This window comes from Aquabacter albus (assembly GCF_040049275.1).
Classification (GTDB): domain Bacteria; phylum Pseudomonadota; class Alphaproteobacteria; order Rhizobiales; family Xanthobacteraceae; genus Aquabacter.
The window spans coordinates 37,854-62,327 of sequence record NZ_JBDZDT010000001.1 but is presented as its reverse complement, the minus strand read 5'-3'; the positions used below and the strand labels follow the sequence as shown (position 1 = coordinate 62,327).

Genomic DNA, 24,474 nt, shown 5'->3' with positions numbered 1-24,474 from the left:
GAAATTTTTCTCAAGCGCTGGTGCCAAATCAGGATCTGCAGTTCTCAGGCAGCAATAACCTCTCTAATTTCAAGGACGCCAGTGCTCCTATTACGTTTAATTCGGTCACCTTCACCGCGGGAGCAGGCGCTTTTGTATTCAATGGGGTGGTATTGACGCTTCGAGGTGGCGGAATAACAAATCAATCGTCAAATCTCCAGACGATCAATTTAATTCAGGTTGTTCTTTACAACACACAAACTTGGGATGCCCAGGCGGGTGACCTTCTCATCACCTCTCCGGTTCTCTTTAATCTGGCATTATCCGGGTCCGTTTCGCTCACGGTGACCGGCGCCCACAACACCACGATCAACGGCGTTATCGGCCAACTCAGCGGCGGCCCGGGAGAGGTTGGAAGCCTCATCAAGACCGGCACCGGCACGCTGACCCTGACGGGCAACAATAGCTATACGGGCGGCACATTCCTGAATGGCGGAGACGTCTCCATCACCGCCAACGCAAATCTCGGCAGCGGAGCGCTGAGCTTCGATGGCGGCACCCTGCGGACGAGCACCAATGCCTTCAGCATGGGCCGGTCCATGACCCTTCTCGCCGGAGGCGGGACCATTGAAACCAATGCCGATCTTGAGTTGAACGGTGTCATCGACGGCGCGGGAGCACTTACCAAGACAGGCCCATCGAGGCTTTCCCTGTTCGGGGCCAACACCTATGCGGGCGGTACCATCATCAATGGTGGCCTCGTCTACGCCCAGGCTGACAGCGGCTTCGGCGACCCGGCAGGTGGCATCACGATGAATGGGGGCGGAATCTACCCGCTGGGTGGATACGCGAGTTCCTCCAACAGCCGTCCCATTACCCTTGGCACGGGCGGCGGCACCTTCTTCATAGATGGCAATTTCACGAATGCCGGCGACATTACGGGCGCCGGCGGCCTGACGAAGAGCAACACCGGCACCCTGCATCTCACGGGCAGTAACGACTATACCGGCCCGACCCTGATATCGGCGGGCACGCTCTCGGTGGGAACCAGCGCCAGCCTTCCGCAACTGACGGCGGTCACCGTCGAGACAGGCGCGCAACTCCAGATCGAGGATGGCGTCCCTGCCGAAATCGGATCGTTGGCAGGCGCCGGCAATGTGATCTTCGGCGCCAATGCCTCGCTATTGGTCGGTGCAGCCAATGCCGAAACCGTCTTTTCCGGCCAGATGAGCGGCGATGGATCCCTGAACGTCGAGGGGGCCGGAAAGCTGACCCTGACGGGCGCAAGCGACATCCAAGGCAATCTCGAAATCTGCGGATGTGCCGGCAGCATGGTCTTCGAGATCAACGGCGGATCTCTGGACGTCGGAGACCCCTTGGTCGGTTCAAGCTTCGTCGTCCTGGATGGCGGGCAGCTGCGCGTGGTCAACGGCGGCACGCTGCGCATGGTGGACGGGAACGGGGGATCGCTGCTGGTCGGAGGCACGATGGAGATCTCCGGTGCAGGTTCGAGCGTCACCGTCGAAGGGCTCACGGCGGTCGGCGGTTTCGAGACCTCCTCCCTCACAATCGGCGCCGGCGGCGTGATGACCAGTGTCGCAGGCGCCATCATCGCCGGGATGTTCGACCCGGCGGCTGTGACCGTGACCGGGCCAGGGGCCATATGGAATGTCGGCAACGGCCTCTTCGTCGGCGGGGCGCCACTAGGGCCTAGTGGGCCAGCATCTCTGGTCATCGCTGCCGGCGGCGTCGTCAACGCCACCGGAGGAGGGCCGGTCCTTATCGGCAGCGACGTCACCATTGGGCCTTCCGAAATGCTGGTGACCGGCGCCAGCTCGGTCCTCAATGCCGACGGCGGGCTGACGGTGGGCTATCCCGGTAGCTGCGGCTGCGGCGGCGATAATGCGGGCAGCCTGACCATCACTTCCGGGGGGCTTGTCAACGCCGCTGCCGGACTTGAGATCGGCGCCCTGGGCACACTCAATATCGGCGATGGCGGGGCTGCCGGCTCCATCAACACGCCGACCATTATCAATGACGGCGCAATCGTCGCCAATTTCACCGGCGCGGTGACGCTGACGCCGGTGATTTCCGGCCTCGGCACGCTCACCAAATCGGGCGGCGGCGTGCTGACGCTGACCGGGGTGAACACCTATACCGGCGCGACCCTGGTGAATGGCGGCACGCTGCTGGTGGAGGGCGCGCTGGCGACAGCGTCGCTGAGCGTCGGCGCGGGCGCGACCCTCGGCGGCAGCGGCAGCATTGCGGGGGCGGTGACCGTGGCGAACGGGGGCACGCTGGCGCCTGGCAGCAGCCCCGGCACGCTCACCGTGGGCGCGCTCGCGCTCAATCCCGCCTCCCAGCTCAACTTCGAGTTGGGGACCCCCGGCATCGTCGGGAGCGGCGTGAACGACCTCGTGATCGTCAATGGCGCCCTCACGCTGGACGGCATCCTCAACGTCGCCGCTCAGCCCGGCTTTGGCCCGGGCACTTACACTCTGTTCGATTATGGCAACCTGGCCGGCGGTGACGGTCTCCTCCTCGGCCTTGCGCCGGGCGGGTACACCCTGCTGGTGGACACGGCGACGCCGAACCAGGTGACCCTGTCCGTCACCTATAACGGGCTGCAATTCTGGAACGGACCGCAGACCACGCCGAACGGCACGGTCAATGGTGGCTCCGGCACCTGGGCCGCGGGCACGTCCAACTGGACCAATCCGGACGGCAGCGCCAGTTCCACATGGGCGGACCTGACCGCGGTCTTCGCCGGCCCCGCCGGAGGGACGGTGACCCTCGCCTCCGACATGAACGTGGCCGGGCTCCAGTTCACCACGGGCGGCTATACGCTCACCGGGCAGGGGGCGCTCGTGGTCTCCGCGCCGCAAACCGATTTGCGGATCGATCCGAACCTCACCGCCACCATCGCAGCGGGCATCACCGGCGCGGGTGGTCTGATGAAGACCGGCGGAGGCACCATCGTGCTCGCCGGCAACAACACCTATACCGGCGGCACCACCATCAATGCCGGCGTGCTCCAGGTCTCGGCGGACGCGAACCTCGGCGCGGCGGCGGGCGGGCTGACCTTCAATGGCGGCGTTCTCTCCACCATCGCCAGCTTCGCCACGAGCCGCACGGTGACCCTCAACGGCACCGGCACCATCGACGTGGCCGGGGCCACCACATTGACGGCGGGTGGCTCCATCACCGGCGGCGGCGCCCTGGTGAAGGCGGGGGCGGGCGCCCTGGTCCTGTCAGGGGTGAACACCTATACCGGCCAGACCCTCATTTCGGCCGGCACGCTGGCGCTTTCGGGCAGCGGCAGCATCGGCTCTTCCAGCGGGGTCGTGGCCAACGGCACGTTCGACATCTCCGCCACTACGGCCGGCGCGTCCATCCAGACACTGAGCGGCACGGGCAATGTGGCCCTGGGGGCGCGGACGCTCACGCTGTTCAATGCCTCCGGCACCTTCTCGGGCATCATTTCGGGCAGCGGCGGCCTCACCGTCGCCGCCGGAACGCAGGTGCTGGCCGGCGCCAATACCTATACCGGCCCCACCACCATATCGGGCGGCACGCTGGCGCTCTCGGGCGGCGGCAGCATCGCGTCCAGCGCGGTGGTGGCCAACGGCCTGTTTGACATCTCCGCCACCACGGCCGGCGCGTCCATCCAGAGCCTCAGCGGCACCGGCGGCGTGGTGCTGGGGGCGCAGACGCTCACCTTGAGCAACGCTTCCGGCACCTTCTCCGGCGTCATCTCCGGCAGCGGCGGGCTCGCCGTGACCGGCGGCGTGCAGACCCTCGCCGGGGCCAACACGTATGCCGGGGGCACCACGGTGTCGGCGGGGACGCTGGTGCTCGGCTCTTCGACGGCGGCCGGCACCGGGGCCATCTCGCTCGCCAACGGCGCGACGCTCGGTTTCACCGCCGGCACCAACGTTGCCAATGCCCTCGTGCTGGGGGGCACCGTCACCTTCGACCTCGCATCGGGGGCCGCCACGGCGTCAGGGGCGCTCTCCGGCACCGGGGCGATCTCCTATACTGGCGGGGGTCTCATGACCCTCACCGGAGACAGCTCCGGCTTCGCGGGCACCACATCCGTCGCGGGCACGCTCTCGGTGAACGGCACCCTCGGCGGCACGGTGAATGTCCTGTCCGGCGGCAAGCTCGAGGGCACCGGCACGGTGGGCTCCACCAGCGTGGCGGCGGGCGGCACCATCGCGCCGGGCAATTCCATCGGCACATTGACCGTGGCGGGCAACCTCACCTTTGCGTCCGGCTCCACCTATGCGGTGGAGATCAATCCCGCCGGCCAGTCGGACCGCCTGACCGTCACCGGCACGGCGACGCTGGGCGGGGCCACGGTCTCGGTGTCCCGGGCGGCGGGCACCTATGCGCCCGGCACGCAATACACCATCCTCACCGCCGCCGGCGGGGTCGCGGGCACATTCGGTGCGCTGACCCAGGACCTGCCTTTCCTCAACCTTGCGCTGAGCTACGACGCCACCGACGTCTATCTGAACATCGTCCGCAATGCCGTGCCCTTCGCCGCCCTGGCGGTGACGCCCAATGCGGCCTCCGTGGCGAATGCGGCCGAGGCGCTCGGCCAGGGCAATCCGGTCTATAACGCGCTGGCGGGACAGACCAATGTCGTCTCCGCCAATGCGGCCTTCAACGCGCTGTCCGGTGAGGTCTATCCCTCGGCCCTGTCGGTGTTCCAGAATGAGAGCCTGATCCTGCGCCGGGCGGTGCTCGACCGCGCGCGGGTGCCGGTGGCGACACCTGCGAACGCGCCGCTCTCTTATGCCGCCAAGGCCACGGCCGGCCCGTTCAGCGCCGGCAGCGACGTGGTGGCGGTGCCCGGCACCCCCAACGCCTTCTGGGCGCAGGGCTTCGGCGCCTGGGGGCAGATCGACGGCAACGGCAATGCCGCCACCATCTCGGGCAACACCTCCGGCGTGTTCGTGGGCTATGACCGCACCTTCTCCCCAGGCATGGGCGACTGGCGGCTCGGCTTTGCTGCCGGGTATTCCTCCTCCAGCTACCAGGTGGACGCCCGCAATTCCTCCTTCTCCAGCGACAATGCCCATGTGGCGCTCTATGGCGGCGGTACGGTCGGTGCGCTCGGTGTGAGGTTCGGCGGCGCCTACAGCTGGGCGGACATGAGCGCCAGCCGCACCGTCGTCTTCCCCGGCCTCTTCAACCAGCTCACCGCCGACACCACCGCCCGCACGGGCCAGGTGTTCGGCGAAGTGGGCTATGGGCTCTCTTTCGCGGGTGTGGGACTGGAACCGTTCGCCGGGCTGGCCTACGTGAACGTGGATCTCGACGACTTCTCGGAGATTGGCGGTCCGTCCGCGCTGACCTCCTCTGGGTCGAGCGAGGGGGTGACCTATTCCACCCTGGGCGCGCGAGTAAGTGTCCCTCTGGCGCTGGGCACCATCGCCACCAGCTTCAAGGGCACGCTGGCCTGGCAGCACGCCTTCGGCGACACGGCACCCGAAGCGCTGTTCGCCTTCGGCCCGGGCGCCCAGCCCTTCGCCATCTCCGGCGCCCCCATCGCCGCCGACGCGGCGCTCATCGAGGCCGGCCTCGACATGGCCTTCACCGCCAACACCACGCTGTCCGTCTTCTATGCCGGCCAGCTCGCCGAGAGCGACACCAGCAACATGGTCAAGGGCAGCTTCACGCTGAGGTTCTGAGGCGGGGCAGATCTGGAACGTCCGCTTGGAGCGTGGCCCTGTCGTTCGGGGATAGTGGCCACGGTCCGTATGCGGATGAGCCCGCGCTACGCGCCGGATCTGAGCGATCAGCCAAGCCGCACTTCAGCTGAAAGCCCGCCTTCCGGCCTGTTCCGAAGGGTGAGCGAGCCGCCGATGGCCGAGGCGAGCTGATGGGCGATGGCGAGGCCCAGGCCGGTTCCGCCCGTGTCACGATTGCGGGACTGTTCGAGCCGGTAGAAGGGTTGCAGGACGGCGTCGAGCTGGTCTGCGGGAATGCCCGGCCCCTTGTCCAGAACGGCGATGCAGACCCGCCCGCCATGGATCCTTTCAACATTGACCTCGGCCTCTCCAGCAAATTTGAGAGCGTTGTCGACCAGGTTCGTCAGAATGCGGCGCAGCGCGTGCGGGCGCGTCGTCACGACGGCGTCGGTGAGCTTTGCGCAGGCCACCGGCTTTCCCGTGTCCTGATAGTCGAAGACGATGCTCTCGACGAAGGAGCCGATGTCGATGCGGGTTGGCTTCTCTGCATCGCCATGGGCGCTCCGGGCATAAGCGACCCCCTCGCGCACGAGCGTCTCGATCTGCGAGAGGTCGTTGATCAATTTTTCCTTCTCCGGACCCTCATCCGCCATTTCGGCGCGCAGCTTCATCCGGGTGATGGGGGTCTGAAGGTCGTGGGAGATCGCGGCAAGGATCTGGACGCGTTCTTCCAGATAATGGGCGATGCGATCCCGCATGGCGTTGAAGGCGGTTGCGGCATAAGCCACCTCCGTGGGGCCGCCCTCCTCAAGCCGGCCCACCTTCCTGCTGGGGTCGAGCGCCTCGGCCGCATTGGCGAAACGCAGCAGCGGCCGGATCGCGAGGCGCACCGCGAGCCAGGCGCAGAAAAGCAGGAGAAGGAGCTGGGCCACGAGCACATATGGAAGCCAGCTGGCGAGCGGCATGAGCTGCGGCGTCACGTCGATGGTCAGGGGTGAGCCGTCGCTCAGCGTGATGTGCGCCTGGAGATGCTCGCGGTCCCCACCGGGGACGCTTTGGACAGTGACCGGAAAGCGGCTCCCGGCCGCTGCATTGATGGTCTGCGCGATCTCGTCGGCGCGCGGGCTCAGCTCTGGCACGCCGGGCAGTCCCGGCCCCAGCTGATAGCGATAGGTCTGCCTGTCCAACATGGGAAGCCACCGGGGCCGTTCCTCGGCCGGAAGCCGGTCGAGAAGAGCAACTGACGTGGCGACGTCATTCTCCAGTGTGGTGAGCATGGTCGCCTTGGTGCTCATGGTGCGCTCAAGGAACAAGACGCCGAAGGACAAGATGTGCGCGGCAGCGAGCCCGGCGAACAGAATGAGGAAGAGCCGCCAGCGCAATGTGCGAGGCAGGTGCAGCAGCCCGCGAAGGCGGCCGACGACATTCATTGGCGGGCCGTCGTGATCTCGACCGGCATCGCAAGCACATAGCCCTCGCTGCGCACGGTCTTGATGTAAGCGGGCTCGCGCGCATCATCGCGCAGGCGCTGCCGCACGCGGCTGACGAGCAGGTCGATGGAGCGCTCGAACAGCTCGGCCTCGCGGCCCTGGGTCAGGTTCAGGAGCTGGTCGCGCGAGAGCACGCGCTGGGGATGGTCGAGAAAGACGCGCAGCAGGCGATATTCGGCGCCACTGAGGGCAACGGCGGTTCCATCCTTGTCCAGCAGGTGCCGGGCGGTGGTGTCGAGCTGCCATTCGCCGAACGTCAGCAACTGACCGGCCTCGGTGACCTGCAGGTTCGGCGGCAGCATGCGGGTGCGGCGGAGGATGGCCTTGATGCGCGCCAGCAGTTCGCGCGCCGCGAACGGCTTCGCCAGATAGTCGTCCGCTCCCATTTCGAGGCCGACAATGCGGTCCGTCTCGTCGGTGCGGGCGGTCAGCATGAGGATGGGGGTTGCCTTGTGCTTCCCGGCGCGCAGCTCGCGGCACAGAACAAGACCATCATCACCCGGCATCATCACGTCGAGCACGATAAGGTCGACGCGGTCCGCATCGAGAAACGAGCGCATCTGCCGCCCGTCGGCGGCCACCGTGACGCGCAGCCCGTTCTTCTTGAGATAGCCGGAGATGAGATCCCGGATCTCCCGGTCATCATCGACGATGAGGATGTGGTCAATGTGATCCATGAAGAGCTTTTCTTGATCGCTTGGGGACCCTTGTAGCCATTTGGACCGCGCCGATGTGCGGAGATTTGTACCGGCATGTATCCGGCTGCTTCACGGGTACACAGCCTGACAACATTCCCGCCTCGGGCAATCCCTTCCTCGCGCGCTCGATGTTAGGCAGCCCTGCGCGTCCGGTTGCGCAAGATTATCTCATGAAAGGATCTGCCCATGCTCCGCCGCTCGCTTTCGGCTGCCGTCATCGGCTTTGCAATATCGCTGGCCGGCGCCGCCTCGCCTGCATTTTCAGCCGGTATCAAGAATATCGTGATCGTTCACGGCGCCTTCGCCGACGGCTCGGGCTGGCGCAAAGTGTCGGATCTCTTGACCACTAAGGGCTACAACGTCTCGGTGGTGCAGCAGCCCCTGACCTCGCTCCAGGAGGATGTCGCCGCCACCCGGCGCGTGCTGGCGCTACAGGACGGCCCGACCGTGCTGGTGGGGCATAGCTATGGCGGCATGGTCGTGACCGAGGCCGGCAATGACGGGAAGGTCGCGGCACTGGTCTATGTCGCCGCTTTCCAGCCGGAGAAGGGCGAAAGCCTCGTCAAGCTGGCGGAAAGCAAGCCTGTGCCCAACGCGGATCCCGGCGCGATCAAGGCGACGCAGGACGGTTATCTTTATCTCGATCCGAAGGCATTTCCGGCGGCCTTCGCCGCGGACCTGCCGAAAGCGGATGCTGAATTCCTCTCCCGCTCGCAGGTCTTCGCGGCGAAAGCGGCGTTCACCGCCGAGGCCGGCGAGCCGGCTTGGAAGGTGAAGCCGAGCTGGGCGCTCATCGCGACGCAGGACAGGTCCATCAACCCCGATCTTGAGCGCGACATGGCCAGGCGGGCGGCGAGCCGGGTCCACGAGGTGGCGGCCAGCCACGCGGTTTATGCCTCGCAGCCCGATGCAGTGGCCGCAACCATCATCGAGGCTGCCGAGGCCGCTGTGCGCTAGACAGGCTGCGACGGGTGGCGGTTCCTTCCAAGGACCGCCGCCCGCCGCCGGCACAAGGGTGCCGCGTCTACACTGGGTTACATTTCGGTCGGAACGGAAAACATCCAGGATACGTCGAGACGTCAAATGAGCTGAACGCCCCACACGACCGGCGCGCCACCGCGCCGATCGCGTTTGAGAGGATCAGCCATGACCCTGTTCGCCGTCTCCTATCTTGCGGGTGTGCTGACCATCGTCAGCCCCTGCATCCTCCCCATCCTGCCCTTCATCTTCTCGCGGTCAGACAAGCCCTTTGTTCGCGGCACCCTGCCGATGCTGGTCGGCATGGTCGTGACCTTCGCGCTCGTCGCGACCCTCGCCGCTGTGGGAGGGAGCTGGGTGGTCGAAGCCAATGAGATTGGACGCGCCGCCGCGCTTGCCTTGCTGGCCGTATTCGGTTTGACGCTCATCTCGCCCGCGGCCGCCGCGATCGTGACCAGGCCAGTGGTTGACCTCGGCAACCGACTGTCCCGCGCCGCGGATGCGGACGGGCCGAGCATCGGCGGCTCGCTTCTGCTCGGTGTGGCGACGGGATTCCTCTGGGCACCCTGTGCGGGCCCAATCCTCGGGCTCGTGCTCACCGGCGCCGCACTTCAGGGTGCGAATTCCTCGACCACGCTGATCCTGGCTGCCTACGCTGCCGGCGCCGCGACCTCGTTGGCCGCGGCGGTGCTGGCCGGCGGCCGCGTGTTCGCGGCGATGAAGCGGGCTCTCGGCGTCGGCGAGCGCCTTCGCCAACTCCTCGGCATTGCGGTGCTCGCCAGCGTCGGCGCCATCGCGCTGGGCCTCGATACGGGCGCTTTGGCCCGGCTGTCCTATGCCGGCACGGCCGCGATCGAGCAGTCGCTCCTGGATCGCTTCAATGGCGTTCCCTCTCCCGAAACAACCCGGGTCGCAAGCAACGAGGCGGTGCCTTCGTTCCCCGCCGGGCGCCAGCCTTATCGCAGCAATCTGCCGGTGGAAGGGGCGTTTCCGTCCCTCAACGGGGCCGTGACATGGCTCAACTCGGCGCCTTTGAGCGTCGAGGCGCTGCGCGGCAAGGTGGTCCTCGTGGATTTCTGGACCTATTCCTGCATCAACTGCATCCGGACGCTCCCCTATATCCGCGCCTGGGCCGAGAAGTACAAGGATCAGGGCCTTGTGGTGATCGGCGTTCACTCGCCCGAATTCGCCTTCGAGAAGAAGATCGAGAATGTCCAGCGCGCGATCGGCAAGTTCGAGATTTCCTATCCTGTGGCCATCGACAACGACTTCAGGATCTGGCGCGCGTTCCGGAACAGCTATTGGCCGGCTCTCTACTTCGTCGACGCCCAGGGCCGGATCCGGCATCACCAATTCGGTGAGGGCGGCTATGAGCGCTCGGAGCGGGTCATCCAGGACCTCCTCGCCGAGGCGGCCGGGCGCGAAGGTGCCCAGAGTAGCCCGGTCTCTCCCGCGGCGTCAGGGGCTGAGGCGTCCCCAGACCTCGCGCATCTGCGTTCCGGCGAGACGTATCTCGGCCATAGTCAGGCGACGGGTTTCGTCTCTCCGGACGGCGTCGGCGGGGATATTCCGAGGACCTACAAAGCGGGAGCGCCCCGGCTCAACCAATGGGGGCTCTCCGGCAATTGGACGGTTGGTGCCGAGCGGGTCATGCTCAACGAGGCCGGCGGCGCCATCGTCTATCGATTCAGTGCGCGGGACCTGCACCTCATCCTCGGTCCCGGCCGGGATGGAAAGCCGGTGCGCTTCCAGGTGACCATCGACGGGAAGACCCCGGGGGCGGATCACGGAGCGGATATAGATGCCGAGGGTTATGGCACGGTCCTGGAAACCCGCCTCTACCAGCTTGTCCGCCAGGCGGGCGACGTGCGCGAACGGACGTTCGAGATCCGCTTCCTGGACCTCGGTGTCGAGGCCTATGCATTCACATTCGGCTAGGTGGCAATGACATTGAGGCTGCGCCACGCCTGCCGGCACCGCTGAAACTGAAGAGGAGCCAAGGCCCGGCAATGCCGGGCCTTGGCTTTCTGTTCATGCCACGGTGAGGGTGACCTCGATATTGCCGCGCGTCGCCTTGGAGTAGGGGCATGTCTGGTGCGCCTCTTCCACCAGCCTGAGGGCGAGCTCCCGGTCGATGCCCGGCAGCCGCACAGCGAGGCGCGCCTGCAGGAAGAAGGCGCCGTCCGTGGTTCCAAGATCCACCTCGGCATCGACTGCAACATCCTGAGGAAGGGCAACCCGGTGCTTGGCGGCGGCCTTGCCGAGAGCGCCGATGAAGCAGGCGGACCACCCGGCGGCGAACAACTGCTCCGGGTTGGTGCCGGCACCGCTGGAGCCCGGCGTCGACAGCTTCACGTCGAGCCGGCCGTCGGAACTGCGGGAAGACCCTTCGCGCCCTCCGATGGTGTGCGTGTGGGCGGTGTACAGAACCTTTTCGATCTTCGTCATGGAATGCTCCGCTGGTTCACGCCGCCTCTGGCGGCGTCGACCCGCGAATTCCCACCCCAACGTATCGGGTGTGTTTTCAAGTTGGCTCAAAACGTAACGAAACGTTTCTCAGAGCCCGCCAGCGACATTGGGTGACCGGGATGATCTCGGTCCGCCCCGTATCGCGCCATGCGGCCGAAGACATCATCGGCACTCTGTATCGCACTGTATCGCGCCGGGCGGGTTCTACACGGGCTTTCAATTCCGGCCTGATCCCACACACCGGAGATACAGGCCGGGCGTCATCTACAGCCGCACATCAGCAGACGGGACGAGACCGATGTCGGACCAGATCAATCAGCAGCGGCGCAGCATTCTCGGCATGGCGGCTCTCGGCTTTGCCGCTGCACCCTTTACCGCAATCTCCATGGCCTCGGCCCAGCCGGGCACGGAAGCGCCCGGCCGCCTGCAAGGCGCCGCGCGCGGATCGCACACCGCCTTCGCCTCGTTGAAGCAGATCGATGCGGGGGTTCTGAATGTCGCGTATGCGGAGGACGGTCCGGCGGACGGGCCGCCGGTTCTTCTGCTGCATGGCTGGCCCTACGACATCCACACCTATGTGGACGTCGCGCCGCTGCTCGCCGCGGCGGGCTACCGGGTGATCGTGCCGTATCTGCGCGGCTATGGCGCGACGCGCTTCCTGTCCGCCGGCACCCCCCGGAACGGCCAGCAGGCGGTGGTCGCAGTGGATGCCATCGCCTTGATGGATGCCCTCAAGATCGACAAGGCGATCCTTGGCGGCTGCGATTGGGGCGCCCGCACCGTCAACATCATGGCTGCGCTCTGGCCGGAGCGCTGCAAGGCCATGGTGTCGGTGAGCGGCTATCTCATCGGCAGCCAGGAATTGAACCGGACGCCGCTGCCGCCGAAGGCAGAGCTGCAATGGTGGTACCAGTATTATTTCGCGACCGAGCGCGGCCAGGCCGGCTACCAGAAGTACACGCGGGATTTCGCACGGCTCATCTGGGAGCTGGCTTCGCCGAAATGGGCCTTCGACGATGCGACCTTCGACCGTTCCGCCCGCGCTTTCGAGAACCCCGACCACGTCGCCATCAGCATCCATAACTATCGCTGGCGGCTGGGCCTGGTCTCCGGCGAAGCGCAGTATGACGACCTCGAAAGGAAGCTCGCCGCCTTCCCCAGCATCGCAGTGCCGACGATTACGATGGAAGGGGACGCGAACGGCGCGCCACACCCGGATCCGAGTGTTTACGCCAAAAAGTTCACCGGCAAATACGAGCACCGGCTGATCACCGGCGGCACGGGTCACAACTTGCCACAAGAGGCGCCCGATGCATTCGCTCAGGCCGTCCTTGCTGTCGATAAGTTTTGATGGTGGGTGATAGGGAGCACGCCGGATGGCGGCTCCCTATTGCGATAGGATGATCTTCATATTCTGAAAATCGAAGGTCACGACATAGCGCTTGAAGAAATCGTGGCCGACCATGCCCGCTAGGTGGAAGCCGAAAAGGTTCTCCCAGGGAAACGGCCCATCGTAGAGCCCGGGCACGTTCTCTTGCCTGGCGTCTCCGAAGGAAAGATGGCTGACGACATACGGCACGATCTCCAGCGTCCCGCCGCCGCCGGAGCCGGACTGGGCCTTGTCACGTTCCAGCTTGATGCCGGCTTGCTTGATCACCGATTCCGCCAGCTTGACCCCCGCCCCGGCGAGCCCGGTGTCAACGAACAGAAGCGTGGGCGGGAGCGAATTCACGCGGCCCCAGCCCACCATGAAATGGTCGCTCGCAATCCAGAAGGGAACCGAAACGCTCTTGCCCAGGGACGCCGTGAACTGCTCGAGGTTCGTCGCGTTTTTCCGGCGCAGCACCAGCTCGCCGCGCGGATAATCGAGGGTTGTGAGGAAATGGTAGAAGAGGGTGGTCCCGATGATGCCGTCGATCCGCTTCGCCCCAAGGCCTTCCGAAAGCTGGCGCAGGGGTAGGATCGCGGCGGGCAGATTGCGGACCGTCCAGTCGCCGAGCTTCAGCGCGTCGATCCGCCCATGCTCGACCTCAGCATGCTGGCCGCCGGAAAATGTGCCTTGCACGGCCCCGAACCGCGGAACGCCCAGCTCCCGGGCGAACTCCGTGTCGAGCGCAACCTCCGAGCCCCCGGTGTCGATGAAGAACGTGACCTCCTCGCCGCCGTTCACGCGGACGCTGACCAGTGGCAGCGGATCCATCCTCAGGAACTTCAGGCGCGTGCTTTGTCCATCGCCCAGCACCTCATAGGGCGTTTGGCCCCGGAAGCTCTTGAGCTTCGCGACATTTAGCGTCGGATACTGGTTGAGAACCAGTTGATTGGTGCTCACGTCGACGCCGTCGAGGGAAGCCGCCGCCTTCTCGAAATCGTCACGGCGATAATAGGTCTCGGCGAGCATGACCTTGGGGTCACTGTCGCCGGGCCGCAATGCAATGGCTCGCTCAAGCCAGGTTTTGGCGTCGTCCAGATGGTTAGAAAGCAGCGCGATCCGGCCCAGCTGGAGGATTGCCGAATAATCGTCGGGGGCACCGGCCACGATGCGGGCATATTGCTCGCCTGCCTTGGAGAACTCCCCCTTCTGGAAGAGCTGATCGGCGGCGGCGATTGCCGATGGCGTCTGTTCCGCCGCCTGCGCCAGACACGTGGAGGATGCGAACGCCATCCAGAGTGAGAGAGTGATTCCAGCAAATCTCATTGTTCGACATCCAGGCGGGAGGTGGAGCGACAGGGGGAACATATCAACTAAGCCGTCGCTGGAGAACGCATCTCGCTGCAAAGGCGGCAGGGCGTTATTTGGCCCATTTCCGCGTGGGGCAAAGTCGGTGCAGTGTGGAGGCTATCGGCAGTGTCGGCTGGGACCATGCACCGACGACACCCGCAAGGCACCAAGAAACGAAGCGTGGACGGGACGAAACGCGCATGTCGACAGCAATTGCCATTCTCGGCGGCGTCGGGCTGTTCCTGCTCGGCATGACCGTCATGACCGACGGCCTGAAGGCGCTGGCGGGGTCCGCTTTGCGCACCGTCCTCGGCAAGGCGGCGGCCACCCCGCTCTCGGGCGCCTTCTGGGGCGCGATCGTCACGCTGCTCGTGCAGTCGTCGAGCGCGGTGACGATGACGACCATCGGCCTCGTCAGCGCCGGTCTTCTCACCTTTCCGCAGGGCCTCGGCCTCGTGTTCGGCGCCAATGTCGGCACCACGGGCACGGGCTGGCTCGTGGCGCTGATCGGCGTGCGCGTCTCGCTTTCCACTTACGCGCTGCCGTTGATCTTCATCGGCGCGCTGGCCAAGCTGTTGGGGGGAGGACGGATCGCGGCGGCGGGCAGCGCGCTCGCGGGCTTCGCGCTGGTGCTCTATGGGCTGACCACCCTCCAGCAGGGCATGGGCGGCCTTGCAGAGAGCCTGCATCCCTCCGACCTGCCGGCGGTGCTCGGCACGCCGGGGGTCGGCTGGGCCTCCGGGTCGGTCGGCCTCATGATCCTGATCGTCGTCGGCCTCGCGATGACCGCCGTCATGCAGTCCTCGACGGCCTCCATCGCCGTGACCATTTCGGCTTTCTATGCCGGGGCGGTGAACCTGGAGCAGGGCGCGGCCCTGATCATCGGCCAGAATATCGGCACGGCGACAAGCTCCGCATTGGCGGCCCTCGGCGCCAGCGCGACGGCCAAGCGCCTTGCGCTCGCTTATGTGCTGTTCAAGGTCATCGCGGCGCTCATCGCCATCCTCGCCTTTCCGTTCACGGCGGCGCTGATGAAAGCCCTCTCCGCGTCGGTCGACGGAATGACGCTCCTTGCCGCCTACCACACGGCCTATAACGTCGTGGGTGTCGCGGTGCTCCTGCCCGCGACGCAATGGTTCACCCGCATCGTGGAGCGGCTCCTGCCATCCGGCCAGACGGCGCTACAGCGCGCGCTGGATCCGAGCGCGCTCGCCAACCCGGTGATCGCGGTCGAGACCGCCCGGCGTGTGGTGGCGGATGTTCTCACGAAAACCGCCGCTTCGGTTTCCGCTGCGCTTTCGGGCGGGGCCAGCCCGGTGGCGCAAGAAACGGCGGCCGCCACGCTCGAGGAGGTGCGGGATTTCATGTCCGAACTGAAGGAGCCGCCCGAGACCGAGGCCGAACGGCGGCGCATGACGAGCACGCTGCATGCGCTCGATCACACCTCGCGCCTCGTGGAGGTTCTGGCGGACGGCGGGCTTCCAGGGCAGCCGGCCGTCGCTTCCCATGACCTTCGCGCCGCCGAGCTGTGCACACGGGCCATGCGCGCGGCCGGGGCGGTGGGTGGCTCCATCACATCGGAATCAGCCCTCAGCATGCAGGCCGCACCCATCGGCTGGAGCATTTCGCCCAAGGTCGCCGCGGCGCTCGCGGAAGGGGAGGGCGCAGCGCGGGAACTCGATGCCCTGCAGCGGGATCATCGCGCCGCGACCCTCGCCTCCGTCGCACCGGGAGAGCTGAACGCTGCGGATGCCTTCGCGCGGATCGAAGCTGCCCGGCGGCTCGATCGGATCGCGCATCATGCGTGGCGTTCGGCGGCGCATCTCCTCGGCCGCGGCGGGCATGGCGATCCGGGCTCGGAACGGGGAATGCAGCGCTGACCGCGCTGCATTCCTGCTATCAGACGAACTCGATGCGGCTGGCGAAGGTCTTGCCCTTGCCCTGGATCACGCCGATGTCGGAATCCGCGAAGTCCGCATAGAACAGGTAGGACGCCTCAAGCGTGTTGGACCGGAGCCCGGAGGCGTGGGTGTGGGTCAGCACCAGGTGCGCCACCTCCAGCGGCAGGCCGTGGGCGAACACCTTGTGGGTGGCGTAGCCGGCGTGCTGGATCTTCGCGCCGAGCTCGCTCTTTTTGCCCGGAAGCGCCGGCCCGCCGGTGGGCTTTCCGGAGGGGTCCGGCTCGGTCTCAACCACCTTGCTGACATCGTGGAGAAGGCAGGACACGAGGAGATATTCGCGATTGTAATCCTGCCCGTGCAGGCGCTTGCCGATTTCCGCCAGTTCGAGCGCCATCTGGGTGACGCCGCGGATGTGATCCACGAGGCGGCGGCCCTTCTCATAGTCGAGGTTCTTCGGCACGTCCTCGAACCTGTCCCAGGCGCATTCGTCGGCGATCTCAAGCCAGATATCCACGACGCCCTTGCGCAGCTTCGGATCCTGAACTTGCTCGATCTCGGGGAACAGCCGGACCAGCCCGGCCTCATCGATCTTCACTGCCATCATGGCCTCCCTGATGATAATCCCGGCACTGTCGAGGTGTTGCAGCCTGCATGTCGTGCCGGTGTGACGTGTCGGAGGCCCGCACCCTTGAGGATGCGGGCCATGCCTTCAGACGGTCTCGACCTCGAGCGGGAACAGGGCCTCGGGGTCGGCGGTGCGCATGAGGTGGTAGACGTTGAAGCGGTAGGCCGGGCCGATGGAGACTTCCGGCGGCGTGAACGGGAAGGCGAGGTTGCCGCCGGTGGAGAGCCGGCCGGGATAGCCGAGATGCAGCAGATACTGCTTCGTGGTGCGCACCACCTCTGCCGCCCGCTCGCGGGTGGGGGCGATGCACTCGCCCATGATGAAGGCTTCCTTCGGCAGCGGCTCGTTGGGCGGAACATAGCCGCGCACGCCGTCCACCCCATAGACCCGGAAGGTGAGCTGGTAGTCCTCCGGCGTGTCCTCGCAGACGAGGTCGCGGACGATGGTGGTGATGTCCTCGATATTCTCCTTGCGCCGGGCGATGAAGCGCGGGTCCGCCGTGCCGGCCAGCAGCACCGCCCGCTCGCCGATATGGCGCGAGCCCTCGATCTTGATGGTGAAATCCGTGGTGGGCTTCCACACCGCGCCGGAAACGCGGGTGCGCCGGTCGTCGATGGCCTCGTAGTGCGCGCCGCTCAGATCGAGCATGCCTTCCGGCTCGTAGACCTTGTAGGGGTCACCCTGCTCGTAGAGGCTGTGGGCGGCCACCGAGACGGGCGTCGCCTTGCGCTGGGGCGCCATGCTCTCCAGCTCGAAGCCCGTATGGTCGAGGGTGGCGAGGATGGAATCGCGCCCGCCGGGCACGCAGCAGAGCGAGGCGCACTCGATGATCTTCGCCATGTGCATGGCCGGCCCGGTGGGGAAGCCCGCCATGGTGGGCAGCGCGGTGAAGATGGCGGTGTCGCAGGCCCGGCCGGCAATCAGGATGTCGATGTCGGCGGACAGCGCGCGCTGGAACGAGCCAAGGCCCATCTGGCCGACAATGTTGCTCGCCGCATCGATCTCTTCGTCCGTGAGATCGGCCATGCCCTCGATGGAGGTCACGCCGCCGGCGGCCAGGGCCGCCTTCAGCGCGGCTTTGGGGATGTCCGCGCGCAGCACGCCGAGGCGGAACTTCAGGCCCTCCGCGCGGGCGATCTCGCGCACCATCTGCAAGGTCTGGTCGAGATGCGCGCCCGCTCCCGCCGAGCCGGCGGAGCCGATGACCAGCGGGATGTCCAGGCGCCGGGCGGCGAGGATCACCTTGCGCAGGTCACGCCGGGTGGAGTTGGGGGCGGTCGCGAGCTGGCCGCTGCCGAGATAATAGGGGCCGATATCGATGGAGCCCATGTCGCAGCCGATCATGTGCGGCTTGCGCTCCAGGCCGGCATTGAAGGCGGGAGTGGGCACGCCATAGCCGAGCTGGCCGGAGGCGCCGAGCACCCGGACCACCGCATTGTCGCGGGACAGCTCATCGAGGACGCGGGCCGAGGCGCTCATATTTCAATCTCCAGAAGGGGGGCATGCTGCTGCGCGCCGTAGACGTCGCGGTCGCCGGGATCGCCGGCCGTGATGCGGCGGGGAATGGAGATCTTGATGGCCCGGCCGATGGGATAGTTGATGATCTCCACCGCCTGGGGGGCGATGCCGTAGAGCTCCGAGATGAGAGCGGCATTGATGGCCGCGCTCTGGGCGACCTTCTGGTAGTCCTCATCGTTCCGGAACATGAGGTCGAGGGTCAGCGTGCGCGGCCCCGCATTCTTGCTCCGGATAACCTGGGCGATGTCCTGAAGTTGCATGATATGCTTTCCTTGTCCGCGCCTCCCGCCAGCCGCGGAGAGGCGCGGTATGGCGGCCTCAGTGGTTTTCGACCGTCTCTTCTTCGATGGCGTAGTATTCCTCGAGGCGGATGGTGTCCTCGATGTCCTTGCGGACCTTCACGAACTCGCCCTCCGTCATGCCGGTGTATGTGCCCGTGGAGCGCAGCTCGGCAAGGGCACGCTTGATGGCAGCAAAGGCGGGGCCGATGACCACCTGCGCCTCGATGCAGCCCACATAGCCCATCTGCTCCAGATCCTGCCGCGTGAAGATGGGGCGGCCGTCGCGGTTGCCGCGGCTCATCACATAAACCAGCGGCAGCTTGCATTCGCGCGGCGCGCGCTCCGCCTCGTCGCGATTGCGGGGGAAGAGAAGGCCGAGGTCGGCGTTCGTGGCATCCGCCGCGCGGTTCAGGCGGTCCGCCGCCTCCGCGAGGCCGAATTCCCGGCAGACGTCGGTGCGGGCGATGATGACGAAGTCCGGGTCCAGCTCGTCGCGGGCGCGGCAGGCATATTTGATCTTGGTGACGAACTCGTCCGTCGGAATGCCGTGCACCTGGTATTTGTGATAGTGCGCGCGCTTTGGATACAGCTGGTCCTCGATATGGATGCCGGCGATGCCGGCATTGATGAACTCCTTCACCGTCCGCATGGTGTGAAGGGGTTCGCCGAAGCCCGCGCCCGCGTCAGCCAGCACCGGGATGTCGATGCTGCGGGCCACGCGCTCGGCCACCTCCACCTGTTCCGTCACCGACAGCAGCGGCTCCGTGATGGCGAGCGAGCCTCCGGTGACATAGCCGCCCACATAGGCCGCCTCGAACCCCGCCAGCTCCGTGAGCCGGGCACCGAGAGGATCATAGACCGAGGGCATGTGCAGGAAGGTCTTCGCCTTCAGGAGCTCCCTGAGGCGGGTGGTGCTCTTCATCATGGCGTCCCATCCCGATTGAAATTTTTGGCAGCCGTAAGGATCGGCCGCATCGAAAAACTGTTGGCATTTTGGGTGGACAAAAATCCACATGTCAACCATGATTTGGCTATGGATCGTCGGTCGAGCCCGGCCCGGCGATCTCGTCATCTGCCTTCAAGGCTTTGGCAAAAATAAAGAATCCGGGTTGGGAGGACATGTGATGAAAGAGGCGCTGGCCGCGCTGGATCGGCTGCTGTCCTGGCTCGAGTCCGTGCTCATCGTGGTCTTCACGATGTCCGCATTGGTTCTCGGGGTGACACAGGTGATCCTGCGCTACGGCTTCAATATGGGCATCACCTGGGCCGAGACGGTGTTCGTGATGCTCACCGCCGCCGGCATGATGATCGCCGGCAGCCGCGCGGTGCGGAACGACAACCACGTGCGCGTGGAAATCGTCTACGACCTCTTCCCGGCTGCGTGGCGCCGCGGGCTCGACGTGACCGGCATCCTCATTTCCCTCGCCTTGTGCGCCTATTACGCCGTCTGCGGCTGGTTCTACGTCGTCTTCCTGAGGATGATCGAGGCCACCAACCCAGCCACCGGGCTTTCGGACTGGATCTTCTACCTGCTGGTGCCGATCACCTTCGGCATGTTCTCCCTGCGCTACGTCATCCGTCTCGTGCTCGCCCTTTCCGGCGCGCCGCTCCCCGCACCCCATCATCAGGCCGTCGCCGAAGCGGAGCTTCAGCCATGAGCGCCGCAGTCCTCGTCATCAGCTTTTTCGGGTTTCTCATCATCGGCGTGCCGGTGGCGGTGTCGCTGGGCGCCGCCGCCGTCGGAACCGCGCTGATCTTCAACCCGATCCCGCCGGAGATCATCGGCCAGAAGGTGCTCGACAATGTCGATCACTTCACCCTCATGGCCGTGCCGTTCTTCTTCTTCGCCGCCTCGCTCATGGAGACCGGCGGCCTGGTGCGGCGCCTCGTGAACCTCGCCAACGCGTTCGTCGGGCACTGGACCGGCGGCCTCGGCATGACGGCGGTGCTGAGCTGCATGCTGTTCGCCGCCATCTCGGGCTCCAGTCCCGCGACCGTCGCGGCGGTGGGCAAGGTGATGTACCCCTCGCTGGTGAAGGAGGGCTATTCGCCCCGCTACGCCATCGGCGCGCTCGCCACCTCCGGCTCGCTGGGCATCCTCATTCCCCCGTCGATCCCGATGATCCTTTACGGGTTCGTCACCGAGACCTCCATCAGCCGCCTGTTCATCGCCGGCGTGGTGCCGGGCCTCGTCTACGGCTTCGGCCTGATGGCCATGGCGCGGTTCCTGGCGGGACGGCAGAAGATTGCCCCGCGCCCACGATCGACCTGGGCCGAGAAGTCCCAGGCCCTCGCCTCGGCGGGGCCGGCGCTGCTGCTGCCCCTCTTCATCTTCGTGGGCATCTACGGCTTCCCCGGCTTCGACCTGTTCGGCGTCTCCTATGAGGGCGGCGGCATCTTCACGCCCACCGAGGCCGCGGTGATGGGCGCCGCACTGGCGATGGTCATCGGCATCCTGATCTATCGGGAGATGACGCCGGTTTCCGCCATCAAGACCATCCTCGCCACCGCGCCCACGGTGGGCATGGTGTTCTTCATCACCACCTGCGCCCTTCTGTTCGCCTTCGTGGTGACGCAGATCGGCATTCCCCAGCTTGTCGCCCGCACGCTGGTGGAGTGGAACATGCAGCCGTGGATGTTCCTGCTGCTGGTGAACATCCTGCTCATCATCGTCGGCTTCTTCCTGGAGGGCACGCCGACCATCCTGATGCTCATCCCCATCCTGTTCCCGGCGGCAAAGCAGCTCGGCATCGACCCGGTGCATTTCTGCATCGTGGTGGTGGTGAACATCGAGCTGGGGCTGATCCACCCGCCAGTGGGCTTCAACCTGTTCGTGGGCAGCTCCATCTCCGGCCTGCCCGTGTGGGAGGTGTTCAAGGCGGTGCTGCCCTGGATGTGCGTGACCATCGCCACGCTCCTCCTCGTCACCTATGTGCCGGCCCTCTCGCTGTGGCTGCCGAACCTCTTGTTCAACTGAGCGTCCAAGAACCATAACCAAGGAGGAAAGCCATGACGCCTTCCAGGACACGCCGCGGATATCTCGCGGCGTCTCTCGGCCTCGCCGCGATGCTGGCCTTCGCCGCCCCCGCTGCCGCGCAGACGCGCATCATCCTCTCCAACGACAACAGCGGCCTCGGCCTGAAGGGCAAGACCTTCGAGGTGCTGAAGAAGGAGCTGGAGACGCGCCTTGGCAGCAAGGTGCAGGTGGAGCTCCACCATTCGGGCACCTTGTTCAACCAGAAGACCCAGCTCCAGGGCGTGCAGCTGGGCAGCGCGAACCTGATCGCGCCGGGCCAGGGCGTGTTCGCCTCGCTCGCGCCGAACGTGAACGTGCTGTCCATTCCCTTCCTGCTCTCCACCCCCGCCGCCATCGATGGCGCGCTCAAGGACCCGAAGGTGAGCGGCACGTTCGAGCCGGAGCTGGAGCGCAAGAACGTCAAGATCGTCGCGGTCTGGATGAACGGGCCGCGCGACATCTCCACCCGCTCGCCCAAGCCGGTCCTTCTGCCCACGGACATGAAAGGCCTGAAGATCCGCGTGCAGCCGGCCCCGGTGGACATCAAGACCATGCAGGTGCTGGGCGCCAACGTCGTCACCATCGACTGGACGGAAGTGTCCACCGCCATGCAGCAGGGCGTCATCGACGCGGTCGAGCCGACCCCGAACGCGCTCGTCGGCGCCGGCCTGCCGGACCTCATCGGGGAGACCTCGAAGGTGGGCTACCGCTTCGACTTCTATCTCGTCGCCACCGGCAAGAAATGGTGGGACAGCCTGCCGGCCGATGTGCGCGCCGGTTTCCAGGAGGCTCTGAAGGTCGCAACCGCCTGGAACTGGGAGAACACCGACAAGGAGAATGCCGAGGCCTATCAACAGCTCGAGAAGGCAGGCAAAAAGGTCTACAGCCTGACCCCGGAGCAGCGGGCCCAATGGGTCGCCGCCGTCCAGCCGGTGTGGAAGGAATTCGGCGACAACGTTGTCGGGCCCGAAGTGATGGCCCGGCTGAAGGAAATCGACGCCAAGGCGCAATGAGGGGAGCGAACGGGTGGCCGCGTCTTCCGGGTGCGGCCACCGGCAGGATTTGAAAACCCGGACCTGAAGGTTAGCCTTGGGAGATGCACTGTCCCTTTTTTCACGGGCTCCGATGACGGCCACGCCTCTCGCCACCCAGCTCGCCCGGCAGATTGCGGATTACATCCGCATCAACGGGCTGCAAATGGGCGACCGACTTCCGGAACGGAAGCTCGCCGAGCAGTTCCGCGTCTCGCGCTCCCCCATCAAGACGGCGTTGGGCATCCTGGAGCGTGACGCGCTGATCCGGCACGAGCCCGACAAGGGCTTCCTGGTGGCGGCGCTCCCTGTCCTCTCAGCCGACGCGCCAGTGAAAGCGGATCCGCCCGATCCCGAAGAGCGCCTCTATCTGCAGATCGCCGAGGACCATCTCGCCGGGCTTCTGACGGACCGCGTCTCCGAGAACGCCATGATGCGCCGCTATGGCATCAAGCGCGGCCAGGTCATCCGCATCCTGCGGCGCGCCGCGGAGGAGGGATGGGCCGAGCGCCTGCCGGGACACGGCTGGGCCTTCCTGCCGGTGCTCGCCTCGGCGCGGGCCTTCGAGGAGGCCTACCGCTTCCGCATCATCATCGAGCCTGCGGGCATCCTCCAGGATACCTTCCGTCTCGACCGGCCCGCGCTCGAACTGGCCCGGCAACAGCAGCGGGCCATCGTGGACGGGGTCGGCTATCATCTCTCGGCGGCGGAGCTGTTCAATTCCGGCAGCCGCTTCCACGAAATCATCATGCAATGCTCCGGCAATGCTTTCCTCATCGACTCCCTCACGCGCCTCAACAGGTTGCGGCGCCTGATCGAGTATCGCAGCATCGATGATCGCGCGGGCTGGCTGAAGCGTGCTACCGAGCATATCGCGCTGGTGGACCTCTTGCTGGAGGGCGACCGGCAAACCGCCGCGGATCTCATGCGCCGGCACCTCGAAGGCGGCATCCGCGCGAAGCGGTTTGAAACGCCCGAGCCGTGAGCCGCAGATCATATCGGCTCATTGTGAGCTTGGATTAGAGTTCGGCACGATATGGGGCGTGCCCGTAAACGGTCCTTGGCGACGTTCTGCAACCCGTGACAGAACCGCAAGATCGGTCGAGCGCGTCATGCCTGCGGGCGCTTAGCTGGTGCTGCCACGGAAGACAGAACGATGAAGGCGGCGCTTCAAAACTACCACGCCCGGATGCAGCGGGTGCTGGATCACATAGACCGGCATCTGGACGACAATCTGGACCTGGACACGCTGAGCAGCATCGCAGCCTACTCGAAATATCATTTCCACCGGCAGTTCACAGCGACCTTCGGGCTGTCCGTGTATCGCTATATCCAGCTCGCCCGGATGAAGCGCGCTTCATACCGGCTGGCCTACCGGGATGCCCAAAGCGTCACGGATATGGCGATGGATGCCGGTTACGATGCACCGGACGCCTTCGCCCGCGCCTTTCGGCAGCGGTTCGGGCAATCGCCTTCCTCGTTCCGGAAGTCTCCCGGCTGGGAGCCGTGGCTTGCCGCCTTCGGGCCTCTCGACAATGCGAGGAGCAAGCGCATGCAGAAGACCTTTACCCACGACGACGTGACGATTCGCGATGTGCCCCGAACGCCGGTGGCGATCATGGAGCACCGGGGCGATCCGGCGACGCTGGGTGCCACCATCCAGCGGTTCATCGCGTGGCGCAAGGCCGCTGGCCTGCACCCCAAGACAAGCCCGACCTTCAATGTCTGGCGTTCCGAGCGGCGTCCTGCCTCGCCTGCCGATTATAGCGTGGACCTTTGTGTCGGGACCGACCAACCGATCGCGGCGAACGGCGATGAAATCAAGGCCGGCGAGATCCCCAGCGGACGCTGCGCGGTGCTGCGCGTCGTTGGCAACACCGACAATCTGGAGCCCGCCGCGCTCTACCTTTATCGCGAGTGGCTTCCGGCCAGCGGTGAGGAAGCGCGCGACTTCCCGATCTATTGCCAGCGGCTCAGCTTCTTTCCCGAGGTGCCGGAGCATGAGACGGTCGCGGAGCTGTTTTTGCCGCTGAAATAGCGCCCCGAATGGATGTCCCCGCCAGGCGGCGG

18 protein-coding genes are annotated in these 24,474 nt (G+C 65.9%); 10 read left to right on the top strand and 8 right to left on the bottom strand.

Going from position 1 to position 24,474, the window contains the following annotated elements; translation table 11 throughout:
* Positions 1-323 precede the first annotated feature (323 nt).
* A complete protein-coding gene (locus ABLE91_RS00195; RefSeq protein ID WP_348927234.1) occupies positions 324-5,678 on the top strand; it encodes an autotransporter domain-containing protein in 5,355 nt (1,784 codons plus the stop codon).
* 107 nt (positions 5,679-5,785) lie between these two features.
* Here ABLE91_RS00195 and ABLE91_RS00190 read toward each other — a convergent pair whose 3' ends face one another.
* Together ABLE91_RS00190 and ABLE91_RS00185 are read right to left on the bottom strand one after the other, a co-directional pair.
* Complete coding sequence (locus ABLE91_RS00190) at positions 5,786-7,108, bottom strand: ATP-binding protein (RefSeq protein ID WP_348927233.1); 1,323 nt, start codon at positions 7,106-7,108, stop codon at positions 5,786-5,788.
* Positions 7,105-7,845 carry a response regulator gene (locus ABLE91_RS00185; protein ID WP_348927232.1) on the bottom strand — a complete coding sequence of 247 codons (741 nt, stop codon included), beginning with the start codon at positions 7,843-7,845 and terminating at the stop codon, positions 7,105-7,107. Before ABLE91_RS00185 ends, ABLE91_RS00190 begins: the two co-directional genes overlap by 4 nt.
* 207 nt (positions 7,846-8,052) lie before the next feature.
* Here ABLE91_RS00185 and ABLE91_RS00180 point away from each other — a divergent pair, with 207 nt between their 5' ends.
* Both ABLE91_RS00180 and ABLE91_RS00175 read left to right on the top strand, forming a co-directional pair.
* Positions 8,053-8,823, top strand: a complete 771-nt coding sequence (locus ABLE91_RS00180) for an alpha/beta fold hydrolase (RefSeq protein WP_348927230.1) — start codon at positions 8,053-8,055, stop codon at positions 8,821-8,823.
* Positions 8,824-9,012: 189 nt separating this feature from the next.
* Entirely contained in the window at positions 9,013-10,782 is a 1,770-nt protein-coding gene (locus ABLE91_RS00175; RefSeq protein WP_348927228.1) for a cytochrome c biogenesis protein DipZ, read from the top strand.
* A gap of 93 nt (positions 10,783-10,875) precedes the next feature.
* On the opposite strand, the gene ABLE91_RS00170 is transcribed toward ABLE91_RS00175, so the two are convergent.
* Positions 10,876-11,292, bottom strand: a complete 417-nt coding sequence (locus ABLE91_RS00170) for an organic hydroperoxide resistance protein (RefSeq protein ID WP_348927226.1) — start codon at positions 11,290-11,292, stop codon at positions 10,876-10,878.
* A gap of 319 nt (positions 11,293-11,611) precedes the next feature.
* Between ABLE91_RS00170 and ABLE91_RS00165 the strand changes: the two genes are divergently transcribed.
* Entirely contained in the window at positions 11,612-12,664 is a 1,053-nt protein-coding gene (locus ABLE91_RS00165; protein WP_348927225.1) for an alpha/beta fold hydrolase, read from the top strand.
* A gap of 36 nt (positions 12,665-12,700) precedes the next feature.
* Here ABLE91_RS00165 and ABLE91_RS00160 read toward each other — a convergent pair whose 3' ends face one another.
* Positions 12,701-13,975, bottom strand: coding sequence for an aspartyl protease family protein (locus tag ABLE91_RS00160; RefSeq protein ID WP_348927223.1), 1,275 nt, complete (start codon positions 13,973-13,975; stop codon positions 12,701-12,703).
* Between the two features lie 257 nt (positions 13,976-14,232).
* Here ABLE91_RS00160 and ABLE91_RS00155 point away from each other — a divergent pair, with 257 nt between their 5' ends.
* Entirely contained in the window at positions 14,233-15,912 is a 1,680-nt protein-coding gene (locus ABLE91_RS00155; protein WP_348927222.1) for a Na/Pi cotransporter family protein, read from the top strand.
* A 19-nt stretch (positions 15,913-15,931) separates the two neighbouring features.
* On the opposite strand, the gene ABLE91_RS00150 is transcribed toward ABLE91_RS00155, so the two are convergent.
* The 4 genes from ABLE91_RS00150 to ABLE91_RS00135 all read right to left on the bottom strand — a co-directional run bounded on the left by ABLE91_RS00150 (position 15,932) and on the right by ABLE91_RS00135 (position 19,282).
* On the bottom strand, positions 15,932-16,534 hold the full coding sequence (locus ABLE91_RS00150; protein ID WP_348927220.1) for an HD domain-containing protein: 603 nt from the start codon (positions 16,532-16,534) through the stop codon (positions 15,932-15,934).
* 108 nt (positions 16,535-16,642) lie between these two features.
* A complete protein-coding gene (locus ABLE91_RS00145; RefSeq protein WP_348927217.1) occupies positions 16,643-18,037 on the bottom strand; it encodes an acyclic terpene utilization AtuA family protein in 1,395 nt (464 codons plus the stop codon).
* Complete coding sequence (locus ABLE91_RS00140; protein ID WP_348927214.1) at positions 18,034-18,336, bottom strand: DUF4387 domain-containing protein; 303 nt, start codon at positions 18,334-18,336, stop codon at positions 18,034-18,036. Before ABLE91_RS00140 ends, ABLE91_RS00145 begins: the two co-directional genes overlap by 4 nt.
* 58 nt (positions 18,337-18,394) lie before the next feature.
* Positions 18,395-19,282, bottom strand: a complete 888-nt coding sequence (locus ABLE91_RS00135; RefSeq protein ID WP_348927212.1) for an isocitrate lyase/PEP mutase family protein — start codon at positions 19,280-19,282, stop codon at positions 18,395-18,397.
* A 199-nt stretch (positions 19,283-19,481) separates the two neighbouring features.
* Here ABLE91_RS00135 and ABLE91_RS00130 point away from each other — a divergent pair, with 199 nt between their 5' ends.
* The 5 genes from ABLE91_RS00130 to ABLE91_RS00110 all read left to right on the top strand — a co-directional run bounded on the left by ABLE91_RS00130 (position 19,482) and on the right by ABLE91_RS00110 (position 24,442).
* Positions 19,482-20,015: a TRAP transporter small permease gene (locus ABLE91_RS00130; protein WP_348927210.1), complete on the top strand. Its 534-nt coding sequence runs from the start codon at positions 19,482-19,484 to the stop codon at positions 20,013-20,015.
* Positions 20,012-21,334, top strand: coding sequence for a TRAP transporter large permease (locus ABLE91_RS00125; RefSeq protein WP_348927207.1), 1,323 nt, complete (start codon positions 20,012-20,014; stop codon positions 21,332-21,334). Before ABLE91_RS00130 ends, ABLE91_RS00125 begins: the two co-directional genes overlap by 4 nt.
* Before the next feature lie 32 nt (positions 21,335-21,366).
* Complete coding sequence (locus tag ABLE91_RS00120) at positions 21,367-22,386, top strand: TRAP transporter substrate-binding protein (protein WP_348927206.1); 1,020 nt, start codon at positions 21,367-21,369, stop codon at positions 22,384-22,386.
* A gap of 112 nt (positions 22,387-22,498) precedes the next feature.
* The gene (locus tag ABLE91_RS00115; RefSeq protein ID WP_348927203.1) at positions 22,499-23,389 is read left to right on the top strand and encodes a GntR family transcriptional regulator; all 891 of its coding nucleotides are present in this window, start codon (positions 22,499-22,501) and stop codon (positions 23,387-23,389) included.
* A 171-nt stretch (positions 23,390-23,560) separates the two neighbouring features.
* Complete coding sequence (locus ABLE91_RS00110) at positions 23,561-24,442, top strand: AraC family transcriptional regulator (protein WP_348927201.1); 882 nt, start codon at positions 23,561-23,563, stop codon at positions 24,440-24,442.
* The last annotated feature ends 32 nt before the right edge of the window (positions 24,443-24,474 follow it).

Excerpts from the sequence above, each read along its gene's own strand:
- ABLE91_RS00135 (WP_348927212.1), bottom strand. The coding sequence starts at position 19,282 with ATGATGAAGAGCACCACCCGCCTCAGGGAGCTCCTGAAGGCGAAGACC.
- ABLE91_RS00130 (WP_348927210.1), top strand. The coding sequence starts at position 19,482 with ATGAAAGAGGCGCTGGCCGCGCTGGATCGGCTGCTGTCCTGGCTCGAG.
- ABLE91_RS00120 (WP_348927206.1), top strand. The coding sequence starts at position 21,367 with ATGACGCCTTCCAGGACACGCCGCGGATATCTCGCGGCGTCTCTCGGC.
- ABLE91_RS00165 (WP_348927225.1), top strand. The coding sequence starts at position 11,612 with ATGTCGGACCAGATCAATCAGCAGCGGCGCAGCATTCTCGGCATGGCG.
- ABLE91_RS00175 (WP_348927228.1), top strand. The coding sequence starts at position 9,013 with ATGACCCTGTTCGCCGTCTCCTATCTTGCGGGTGTGCTGACCATCGTC.
- ABLE91_RS00125 (WP_348927207.1), top strand. The coding sequence starts at position 20,012 with ATGAGCGCCGCAGTCCTCGTCATCAGCTTTTTCGGGTTTCTCATCATC.
- ABLE91_RS00145 (WP_348927217.1), bottom strand. The coding sequence starts at position 18,037 with ATGAGCGCCTCGGCCCGCGTCCTCGATGAGCTGTCCCGCGACAATGCG.
- ABLE91_RS00140 (WP_348927214.1), bottom strand. The coding sequence starts at position 18,336 with ATGCAACTTCAGGACATCGCCCAGGTTATCCGGAGCAAGAATGCGGGG.
- ABLE91_RS00190 (WP_348927233.1), bottom strand. The coding sequence starts at position 7,108 with ATGAATGTCGTCGGCCGCCTTCGCGGGCTGCTGCACCTGCCTCGCACA.
- ABLE91_RS00170 (WP_348927226.1), bottom strand. The coding sequence starts at position 11,292 with ATGACGAAGATCGAAAAGGTTCTGTACACCGCCCACACGCACACCATC.
- ABLE91_RS00150 (WP_348927220.1), bottom strand. The coding sequence starts at position 16,534 with ATGGCAGTGAAGATCGATGAGGCCGGGCTGGTCCGGCTGTTCCCCGAG.
- ABLE91_RS00115 (WP_348927203.1), top strand. The coding sequence starts at position 22,499 with ATGACGGCCACGCCTCTCGCCACCCAGCTCGCCCGGCAGATTGCGGAT.
- ABLE91_RS00160 (WP_348927223.1), bottom strand. The coding sequence starts at position 13,975 with ATGGCGTTCGCATCCTCCACGTGTCTGGCGCAGGCGGCGGAACAGACG.
- ABLE91_RS00110 (WP_348927201.1), top strand. The coding sequence starts at position 23,561 with ATGAAGGCGGCGCTTCAAAACTACCACGCCCGGATGCAGCGGGTGCTG.
- ABLE91_RS00185 (WP_348927232.1), bottom strand. The coding sequence starts at position 7,845 with ATGGATCACATTGACCACATCCTCATCGTCGATGATGACCGGGAGATC.
- ABLE91_RS00180 (WP_348927230.1), top strand. The coding sequence starts at position 8,053 with ATGCTCCGCCGCTCGCTTTCGGCTGCCGTCATCGGCTTTGCAATATCG.
- ABLE91_RS00155 (WP_348927222.1), top strand. The coding sequence starts at position 14,233 with ATGTCGACAGCAATTGCCATTCTCGGCGGCGTCGGGCTGTTCCTGCTC.